The sequence below is a fragment of the Micrococcus sp. HMSC31B01 genome (assembly GCF_001816085.1).
GTDB lineage: Bacteria > Actinomycetota > Actinomycetes > Actinomycetales > Micrococcaceae > Micrococcus > Micrococcus luteus.
In genome coordinates this window covers 1-8,880 of record NZ_KV825042.1, presented here as the reverse complement: position 1 = coordinate 8,880, position 8,880 = coordinate 1, and the positions used below count along the sequence as shown (strand labels likewise).

General features: G+C 72.3%; 7 protein-coding genes. 3 read left to right on the top strand and 4 right to left on the bottom strand.

The window, feature by feature from the left end:
* Positions 1 to 79 precede the first annotated feature (79 nt).
* Complete coding sequence (hutU, locus tag HMPREF3105_RS04295) at positions 80 to 1,777, bottom strand: urocanate hydratase (protein ID WP_020624962.1); 1,698 nt, start codon at positions 1,775 to 1,777, stop codon at positions 80 to 82.
* A 150-nt stretch (positions 1,778 to 1,927) separates the two neighbouring features.
* Here hutU and HMPREF3105_RS04290 point away from each other — a divergent pair, with 150 nt between their 5' ends.
* Complete coding sequence (locus HMPREF3105_RS04290) at positions 1,928 to 2,641, top strand: IclR family transcriptional regulator (RefSeq protein ID WP_020624963.1); 714 nt, start codon at positions 1,928 to 1,930, stop codon at positions 2,639 to 2,641.
* A gap of 113 nt (positions 2,642 to 2,754) precedes the next feature.
* On the opposite strand, the gene HMPREF3105_RS04285 is transcribed toward HMPREF3105_RS04290, so the two are convergent.
* Complete coding sequence (locus tag HMPREF3105_RS04285; protein WP_020624964.1) at positions 2,755 to 3,294, bottom strand: hypothetical protein; 540 nt, start codon at positions 3,292 to 3,294, stop codon at positions 2,755 to 2,757.
* A 136-nt stretch (positions 3,295 to 3,430) separates the two neighbouring features.
* Positions 3,431 to 4,216 (bottom strand): carbon-nitrogen hydrolase family protein, encoded by a 786-nt coding sequence (locus HMPREF3105_RS04280; RefSeq protein ID WP_043279483.1) that lies wholly within the window; start codon positions 4,214 to 4,216, stop codon positions 3,431 to 3,433.
* Between the two features lie 170 nt (positions 4,217 to 4,386).
* Here HMPREF3105_RS04280 and HMPREF3105_RS04275 point away from each other — a divergent pair, with 170 nt between their 5' ends.
* Positions 4,387 to 6,606: a catalase gene (locus tag HMPREF3105_RS04275; protein WP_070708845.1), complete on the top strand. Its 2,220-nt coding sequence runs from the start codon at positions 4,387 to 4,389 to the stop codon at positions 6,604 to 6,606.
* A 127-nt stretch (positions 6,607 to 6,733) separates the two neighbouring features.
* Here HMPREF3105_RS04275 and HMPREF3105_RS04270 read toward each other — a convergent pair whose 3' ends face one another.
* A complete protein-coding gene (locus tag HMPREF3105_RS04270; protein ID WP_036315830.1) occupies positions 6,734 to 8,023 on the bottom strand; it encodes an adenylosuccinate synthase in 1,290 nt (429 codons plus the stop codon).
* A 136-nt stretch (positions 8,024 to 8,159) separates the two neighbouring features.
* On the opposite strand from HMPREF3105_RS04270, the gene HMPREF3105_RS04265 reads away from it, so the two are divergent.
* Positions 8,160 to 8,711 (top strand): hypothetical protein, encoded by a 552-nt coding sequence (locus HMPREF3105_RS04265; protein ID WP_036315775.1) that lies wholly within the window; start codon positions 8,160 to 8,162, stop codon positions 8,709 to 8,711.
* Positions 8,712 to 8,880: the final 169 nt, after the last annotated feature.

Genomic DNA, 8,880 nt, shown 5'->3' with positions numbered 1-8,880 from the left:
CCCGTCCGGCTCGCGGCGGTGAAGTCGTCGGACGGCGACGGCGCGGCGGCACCGTCGTCGTCCGACGACGTGACCGGGGTCAGTCCCGGATCGTGGCCTCCATGGGCACACGGACGCCGCGCTCCTTCGCCACCTCGGCGGCGCGGGAGTAGCCGGCGTCGACGTGGCGGATGACGCCCATGCCCGGGTCGTTGGTGAGCAGCGCCTCGAGCTTGGCCGCGGCCAGCTCGGTGCCGTCGGCCACGCCCACCTGGCCGGCGTGGATGGACCGGCCGATGCCGACGCCGCCGCCGTGGTGGATCGACACCCAGGTGGCACCCGAGGAGGTGGCGGTCAGCGCGTTGAGCAGCGGCCAGTCGGCGATCGCGTCGGAGCCGTCCAGCATGGACTCGGTCTCGCGGTACGGGGAGGCCACGGAGCCGGAGTCGAGGTGGTCGCGGCCGATCACGATCGGCGCCTTGACCTTGCCTTCGGCCACGAGCTGGTTGAAGAGCAGGCCGGCCTTGTGGCGCTCGCCGTAGCCCAGCCAGCAGATGCGGGCCGGCAGGCCCTCGAACTCCACGAACTCGGCGGCGCCGTCGAGCCAGCGGTGCAGGTGCTCGTTCTCGGGGAACAGCTCCTTCAGGGCCTCGTCGGTCACGCGGATGTCCTCCGGGTCGCCGGAGAGCGCGGCCCAGCGGAACGGGCCGAGGCCCTCGCAGAACAGCGGGCGGATGTAGGCCGGGACGAAGCCCGGGAACTCGAACGCGCGGGAGTAGCCGGCCTTGCGGGCCTCGTCGCGGATGGAGTTGCCGTAGTCGAACACCTCGGCGCCGATGTCCTGGAAGCCGACCATGGCCTCGACCTGGCGGGCCATGGACTCCTGGGCCTTCTTGGTGAAGGTGTCCGGGTCGGCCTCGGCCTCGGCGTGCCAGTCCTTCTCGTCGATCTCGATCGGCAGGTAGGACAGCGGGTCGTGCGCGGAGGTCTGGTCGGTGACGATGTCGATCTCGACGGTGCCGGCCTTCTGGCGCTCGAGCAGCTCGGGGAACACCTCGGCGGCGTTGCCCACGAGGCCCACGGAGACGGCCTCGCCGTCGCGCTTGGCCTGCATGACGCGCTCGACGGCCTTGTCGATGTCCGTCTCCACCTCGTCCAGGTAGCGCTTGCCCATGCGGCGGCGCAGGCGGTCCTCCGAGACGTCCACGATCAGGCAGACGCCGCCGTTGAGGGTGACGGCCAGGGGCTGGGCGCCGCCCATGCCGCCGCAGCCGCCGGTGAGGGTCAGGGTGCCCTTGAGGGAGCCGTCGTAGCGCTTGCGGCCGATCGCGGCGAAGGTCTCGTAGGTGCCCTGCAGGATGCCCTGGGTGGCGATGTAGATCCACGAGCCGGCGGTCATCTGGCCGTACATCGTCAGGCCCTCGGCCTCGAGCTCGCGGAAGGTCTTCCAGTCGGCCCAGTCGCCCACCAGGTTGGAGTTGGCGATCAGCACGCGCGGGGCCCACTTGTTGGTGCGGAACACGCCCACCGGCTTGCCGGACTGCACCAGGAGGGTCTCGTCCTCCTCGAGGTCCTTGAGGGTGGCGACGATGGCGTCGTAGGCCTCCCAGGAGCGGGCCGCACGGCCGGTGCCGCCGTAGACGACGAGGTCCTCGGGACGCTCGGCGACCTCGGGGTCCAGGTTGTTCATGAGCATCCGCAGCGGGGCCTCGGTCTGCCAGGACTTGGCGGAGAGCTCGGTGCCGCGCGGGGCGCGGATGGTGCGGGACGGGTCGTGCTGGGTGAAGCCCACGGCCATGGCAGTTCCTCTCGACGGGGTGCGTGCGCCGCCGGGACGGGTGGCCCCGGTGATTTCACGGCTCGGCATGCACTTTCCGAACATTGAAACAGTGACTCGGCTCACGCGCAAGCCCGATCCGCGCGTCCCGCACCCGTTACGCTCCCTCTCATGACCACCACCCCCACCGCCTCGACGCGCACCGTGGACCGGGCCCTGGACCTGCTCGCCGCCGTCACCGAGCAGCCCCGGCTGAGCCTGACCGAGGCCGCCCGCGCCACGGAGCTGCCGGCGTCCACGGCGCTGCGCCTGCTGCGCAGCCTCGAGGGATCCGGCTTCGTTGCCCGCGACGACGACGGCGCCTACCGCCCCGGCGTGCGCCTCATCCAGCTCGGGGCGCGGGCCTTCTCCCGGGACTCGCTCGTGCAGCTGGCCCGCGGGCCGATGGACCACGTCGTGGCCGCCACGGGCGAATCCGTCTACCTCTCGGTGACGACCCCTCCGGACTCCGCCGTCTACCTGGCGATCGTGGAGGGCACGCACTCGGTCCGCCACACGAACTGGGTCGGACGCACCGTCCCCCTGGCGGGCACGGCCGTGGGCGACGCCCTGCGCGGCAGCGTGGCCGCGGGGGACTACACGCTGCGCACCCGTTCCGTGGAGAAGGACGTCACCTCGCTGTCCGCCCCCATCAGCGTGGCGGGCACGGTGGTCGGTGCGCTCAGCACACTCGTGCCGGCCTACCGCTGCACGGACGAGCTGGCGGACCGGTGCGGGGCGGCCCTCGTCGCCGCCACCGACGAGCTGGCGCACCTGCTCGGGGCGGCGGACACTCCCAGGGAAAGCCCAGCCGACTCCCCTGGAAAGCCCAAGGCGAGTTCGTAGGCTGAAGCCACCTCATCGAAGGTGCGAGTGATGACGGAGAAGGCCCCGGGCCCGGCGAGAGCCGGAACCGGGGCCTTTCTCTGTGCCCGGCGCCCGAGGCGCCGGGTCCGGGATCAGCGGCGGGAGGAGACGACGCCCGCCCAGAGGCCGCCGAGCAGGCCGGCCACCGGCAGCATCCAGAACAGGTGCACGCCCGACCCGTAGAGGACGGTGTTGGAGAACACCGCGAACAGGCCCACGGCACCGAGGAAGCCGCCGACCACGCCGCCGACCACGTAGCGCACGACGGAGCGGGCGGCCCCGCCCATCAGCAGCACGACCAGGTAGCCGGCCGCGCCCGCCAGGGCGCCGCCCACCAGGCCGAACATGAACGACTGCACCAGCACGACCCAGCCGCGGCCGGTCTCGCCCAGCGCCACGGAGCCGTTCGGATCACCCAGGCCGCCGGTGAGCACGCGCACGACGTCGCCGATGATCACGACGAGCACCGAGAGGAGGATGACGCGGTTGGTGAAGCCCCAGCCGTCCACCGGGCGCAGCGGCTCGAGCACCTCCTCCTCCACCACGGCGTGGCGCACGGGGCGGGCCGGGGCGGTGTGGGCGTTCGCGGTGTGGGGCTGGACGGCGTGGCTGCCGTCGGCGTTGATGGTCATCTCTGATCTCCCGTCCCGCCCCGGGCGGGGCGCGTTCCGGGCGCCAGGGCGCCCGTCTGGTTGCACGTCTGACGTGATTTTAGGCTTTTCCCAGCCCGAGGGGGTAATGGTGACCCGTCCGCCGGGCGGGGGCGGCTCAGAGGACGTCGGTGCGGCGGTTGGCGAGCGAGGGGAGGAACTCCCGGACCTCGTCGATCCGCTCGCGGGTGACCTCCGCGGTCACCACGGCCTCCCGCTCGTCGGCGAGCTCGGCGACGGGCAGCGCCAGCGGGTCCACGATCATCGAGTGGCCCACGGTGCCGTCCGAGCACGTGTCCGCCGCGGCCACCCACACCGTGTTCTCCACCGCACGGGCCTTGAGCAGGGTGCGCCAGTGCTCCACCTTGTGCTCGCCGGAGAACCACGCCGCGGGGATCACGAGCACGTCCGCCCCCTCCACCGCGAGACGCCGGGACAGCTCGGGGAAGCGCAGGTCGTAGCAGGTGAGCAGGCCCAGGCGGAGCCCGCCGAGCTCGATCGCCGCGACGCCGCCGTCGCCGGGGGTGATCCGGTCCGACTCGCGATGCGCGAACGCGTCGTAGAGGTGGAGCTTGCGGTACGCACCCAGCCGGGCGCCGTCCGCGCCCACCGCCAGCAGCGTGTTGTAGGGACGCCGGTCCGGTCCCGGCTCGTAGCCGCCCGCGACGACGGCGATCCCGTGCTCCCGCGCCAGCGCGGCCAGGCCCGCGGCGAACGGCTCCCAGGCCGCGGCGACGGCGTCGGGGAACTCCTCCCCCACCTCGCGGGCCCCGAGCATGGCCTCCTCGGGCAGCACCAGGAGGTCCGCCCCCTCGCCCGCGGCGCGGGCGGCGAGGCGGGCCATCACGGCCAGGTTCTCCTCGACGTCGCCCACGGGCCCGAACTGTCCGACGCTGATCCTCATGCCCCCAGGGTAGCCAGGCCCCTGCCGGTGGCCGTCAGCCCTGGTCAGCGCCGGGGCCAGCCGCCACGCTGGAAGCCGGGCACGACGTCGGCCCGCATCGGCCGCCGTCGTCCTCCGCCCCGGATCCGCGCGGCACCGCGCGGCACGTCGACACCACAGGAGCAGACGCGATGACCACCCAGCAGCCCGACATCCCCGGCACGCCGGGGCCGATCACCCCCGACCTCGAGGAGCACACCGCCCTCACCCACCCGGACCAGCCCGTGGCCGCGCCGGCCCCGGACCAGCGCGGTCCGGCACAGGTCTCCCCCACCGGCCAGGACACCGGCGCCGACCCCGCGACCGCCGCGCAGGGCTGCCCGTACCTGACCACCGCGCACGGCGTCCGCCTGCAGGACTCGGACCACTCGCTCAAGGCCGGCCGCCGCGGCCCCACCCTGCTGCAGGACCACCACCTGCGGGAGAAGCTCAGCCACTTCGACCACGAGCGCATCCCCGAGCGCGTGGTCCACGCCCGCGGCGCCGGCGCCCACGGCGTGTTCCGCGGCTACGGCACCGCCGCGAAGATCAGCCGGGCCGGGCTGTTCGCCAAGGACAAGGAGACGGAGGTGTTCGTCCGCTTCTCCACCGTGGCCGGCTCCCGCGGCTCCATGGACCTGGCCCGCGACACCCGCGGCTTCGCCACCAAGTTCTACACGGACGAGGGCACGTGGGACCTGGTGGGCAACAACATCCCCGTGTTCTTCGTGCAGGACGCCATCAAGTTCCCGGACGTGGTGCACTCGGTGAAGCCGCACCCGGACCGCGAGATCCCGCAGGCGCAGTCCGCGCACGACACGTTCTGGGACTTCGTGTCCCTGCACACCGAGGCCCAGCACCACACCCTGTGGAACATGTCCGACCGCGGCATCCCGCGCTCCTACCGCATGATGGAGGGCTTCGGCGTCCACACCTACCGCCTGATCGCGGCGGACGGCTCCACCGTGCTGGTCAAGTTCCACTGGAAGCCGATGCTCGGCGTGCACTCCGTGACCTGGGAGGAGGCGCTGCTCACCAACGGCATGGACCCGGACTTCCACCGGCGTGACCTCGCCGACGCGATCGAGGCCGGCGCCTTCCCCGAGTGGGAGCTCGGCGTGCAGGTGTTCGAGGACAACGAGGAGCAGATGTTCGAGGGCATCGACCTGCTCGACCCCACGAAGCTGGTCCCGGAGGAGCTCGCCCCCGTGCAACCCCTCGGCCGCATGACGCTGAACGCCAACCCGTCCAACTACTTCGCGGAGACGGAGCAGGTGGCCTTCAACCCGGCCAACCTCGTGCCCGGCATCGACGTCACCAACGACCCGCTCCTGCAGGGCCGCCTCTTCTCCTACCTGGACACGCAGCTCACCCGCCTCGGCGGGCCGAACTGGACCCAGCTGCCCATCAACCGCCCGCACGCCCCGGTCAACGACATGCTGCGTGACGGCTTCCACCAGAGCGCCGTGCATCGCGGCGTGGCGCCGTACCGGCCCAACTCGCTCGACGGCGGCCTGCCGTACGAGACCCCCGCGGACGACCACGCGTTCATCGAGCACCCGGAGCCGCTGCCGGCGTCGGTGAAGGAGCGCGCGCACGCCGCCTCCTTCGACGACCACTTCTCGCAGGCGCGCCTGTTCTTCCTCTCCCTCTCCGAGGTGGAGCGCGAGCACGTGGCGCAGGCGTACACGTTCGAGCTGGGCAAGTGCTACGAGCAGACCATCCGCGAGCGCCAGCTGGCCCACCTCGCCGCGATCGACACGCGACTGGCCCAGCAGGTCGCGGACGGCCTGGGCATCCCCGTTCCCGCGCCGACCGAGACCCCGGCCGACGTGCAGCCCTCCCCCGTGCTGTCCCAGATCGGCGGGGCGTGGCCGCTCGACGGCCGTCAGGTCGGCGTCGTGGTGGGCGAGTCCGTGGACGAGAAGGAGCTGGACGCCCTCGTGCAGGGCATCCACGGTGCGGGCATGGTCCCGCTGGTCATCGCGCCGAAGGGCGGCCCCGTGGCCGGGGAGATCGTGGCCCAGCGGACCTACCTGACCGCCGCGTCCATCGAGCTGGATGCCGTGGTCGTGGCCTCGCCGGCGGCCCCCGCCGCTGACGCCGCCCCCAGCCTGGACCAGAAGGCCGGCGCCGCCGACTCCGAGGCGGTGGACCCGCGCGTCGTCAAGGTGCTGCAGGAGATGTGGCGCCACTCCAAGGCGATCCTCGCCCTCGAGCCGGCGGAGGCCGTCCTCGCGGCCGCCCAGGTGTCCGGCAAGGGCGTCGAGTCCGCGGCGGACGGCGCCTCCGCCGTCAGCCGGCTGACGGAGCTGCTGCCCGCGCACCGCGTGTGGGACCGCTTCCCGACGACGGGCCGCCTGGCCGACTGACCGGCGGACCCCCGGGCGCTTTCGAACGTGAGATAGGGCCTATCTCACGTTCGAAAGCGCCCATTCGCCCTCTTTCACGTTCGAAAGTGCAGGCCAGGGTGGGCCGGGGGCGGGGCGGCGGGCCGGGTCAGTCCTCGATGAGGTCGCGGACCTGGACCACCTGATCGCGGCCCGGGCCCACGCCGATCGCGGAGATCCGGCAGCCCGAGAGCTTCTCGAGGGCCTCCACGTAGCGCTGGGCGTTCAGCGGCAGATCCGTGAACGCGCGGGCGCCCGAGATGTCCTCGGTCCACCCGTCGAAGAGCTCGTACACCGGCTTCGCGTGATGGAACTCGGTCTGGGTCATGGGCATGCGGTCGTGGCGCACGCCGTCCACCTCGTAGGCCACGCACACCGGGATCTTCTCGATGCCGGTGAGCACGTCCAGCTTGGTGAGGAAGTAGTCCGTGAAGCCGTTGATCCGCGCGGCGTAGTGGGCCATGACGGCGTCGTACCAGCCGGTGCGCCGCGGGCGGCCGGTGTTCACGCCGAACTCGCCGCCGGTGGTGCGCAGCTGCTCGCCCATCTCGTCGAAGAGCTCCGTGGGGAACGGACCGGCGCCGACGCGCGTGGTGTAGGCCTTCACGATGCCGATGGTGCGGGAGAAGCGGGTGGGGCCGATGCCCGCGCCCACGGCCGCGCCGCCGGCGGTCGGGTTGGACGAGGTCACGAACGGGTAGGTGCCGTGGTCCACGTCCAGGTAGGTGGCCTGGCCGCCCTCCATGAGCACCACCTTGCCCTCGTCCAGGGCGTCGTTGAGCAGGTTCACGGAGTCCACGACCATGGGGCGCAGGCGGTCCGCGTAGCCCAGGAAGTACTCGGCGATCTCGTCCACGGTCACGGCGCGGCGGTTGTAGAGCTTCACCAGCAGCTCGTTCTTCTGCCGCAGGGCGCCCTCGATCTTCTGGCGCAGGATCGACTCGTCGAAGATGTCCTGCACGCGGATGCCCAGGCGGGCCACCTTGTCCATGTAGGTGGGGCCGATGCCGCGGCCGGTGGTGCCGATCGCGCGCTTGCCCAGGAACCGCTCGGTCACCTTGTCCATGGTCTGGTGGTACGGCGCCACGAGGTGGGCGTTGGCGGAGATCTTCAGGTGCTCGCACGGGTGGCCGCGGGACTCGAGCCCGTCGATCTCCTCGAACAGCGCCTCCAGGTTCACCACCACGCCGTTGCCGATCACCGGCACCGCGTTGGGCGAGAGGATGCCGGCGGGCAGCAGCTTGAGCTCGAACTTCTCCCCGTTGACGACGACGGTGTGCCCGGCGTTGTTGCCGCCGTTCGGCTTGACGACGTAGTCCACTCGCCCGCCCAGCAGGTCGGTGGCCTTGCCCTTGCCCTCGTCGCCCCACTGGGCTCCGACGATCGCGATCGCTGGCATCTGCATCTCTCCTCAGGGCCGCGGGTCGCCCCGGACCGGCCCGTACATGGAAAACGCCCCCTTGCGGTGCACGCGGAGGCCGTACCCCCGAATCCTACCAGCGTGACGGATGCCACCCTCTGGCTACGCTGGCGCCATGAGCACCGCAGCGCCCGGCACCCAGCACTCGGAGTTCGCCTCCCCGACCCCCACCCGCAAGGGCCCGAGCGTGGGCACGTGGCGCCCCTGGGCCGTGCTGCCGTGGGCGCTGGCCCTCCTCGCCCTGCCCCTGATCGCGCTCGCCCTGCGCTCCAACTTCGGCGCGAACGGCTGGATGACGGTCATCTACATGGTCTTCGGCGCCCTGCCCCACGAACTCGTCCTCGTGCTCATGGTGGGGAGCCTGTTCCTCCTGCCCCGCGTGGACCCGCAGGATGAGCAGCGGGGCGGCATCCGGCTGGGGCGCCTGCTGCACACGCTGCTGGGCATCTCCTGGGGGTCCTTCGCGCTGGCCGCGATCATCTTCCCCGACGGCGGCGACCACCCGGACTCCGGCGCCACGACCCCGGTGCTCATGGACCTGCTCGGCAAGAGCACCGCGATGGACGTCGGCCTCGTGGGCGGCCTCGCCCTCGCGGCCGTCAGCGCCCTCACCGGTCTCGCGGTGATCGTGGTGTGCGTGGTGCGGCGGATCCGCGCCGTTCGCTGAGCACGCTCCCGACGACGGCGGTCAGCGCGCCGACATGACGCGCTGACCGTCACGGTCACGGCGCGTTCAGGCGTTGGCGGGCTCGGCCGTGCCCGCGCCCCGGCGGCGCAGCTCGGGCTTCACGGTGCCCTCGGCGCCCGTGTCGGGTCGGGCGTCCTCCGCGGCCCCG

Bases quoted from the DNA above. Each gene is read 5' to 3' on its own strand.
- hutU (WP_020624962.1), bottom strand. From the start codon at position 1,777: ATGGCCGTGGGCTTCACCCAGCACGACCCGTCCCGCACCATCCGCGCC.
- HMPREF3105_RS04290 (WP_020624963.1), top strand. From the start codon at position 1,928: ATGACCACCACCCCCACCGCCTCGACGCGCACCGTGGACCGGGCCCTG.
- HMPREF3105_RS04285 (WP_020624964.1), bottom strand. From the start codon at position 3,294: ATGACCATCAACGCCGACGGCAGCCACGCCGTCCAGCCCCACACCGCG.
- HMPREF3105_RS04280 (WP_043279483.1), bottom strand. From the start codon at position 4,216: ATGAGGATCAGCGTCGGACAGTTCGGGCCCGTGGGCGACGTCGAGGAG.
- HMPREF3105_RS04275 (WP_070708845.1), top strand. From the start codon at position 4,387: ATGACCACCCAGCAGCCCGACATCCCCGGCACGCCGGGGCCGATCACC.
- HMPREF3105_RS04270 (WP_036315830.1), bottom strand. From the start codon at position 8,023: ATGCCAGCGATCGCGATCGTCGGAGCCCAGTGGGGCGACGAGGGCAAG.
- HMPREF3105_RS04265 (WP_036315775.1), top strand. From the start codon at position 8,160: ATGAGCACCGCAGCGCCCGGCACCCAGCACTCGGAGTTCGCCTCCCCG.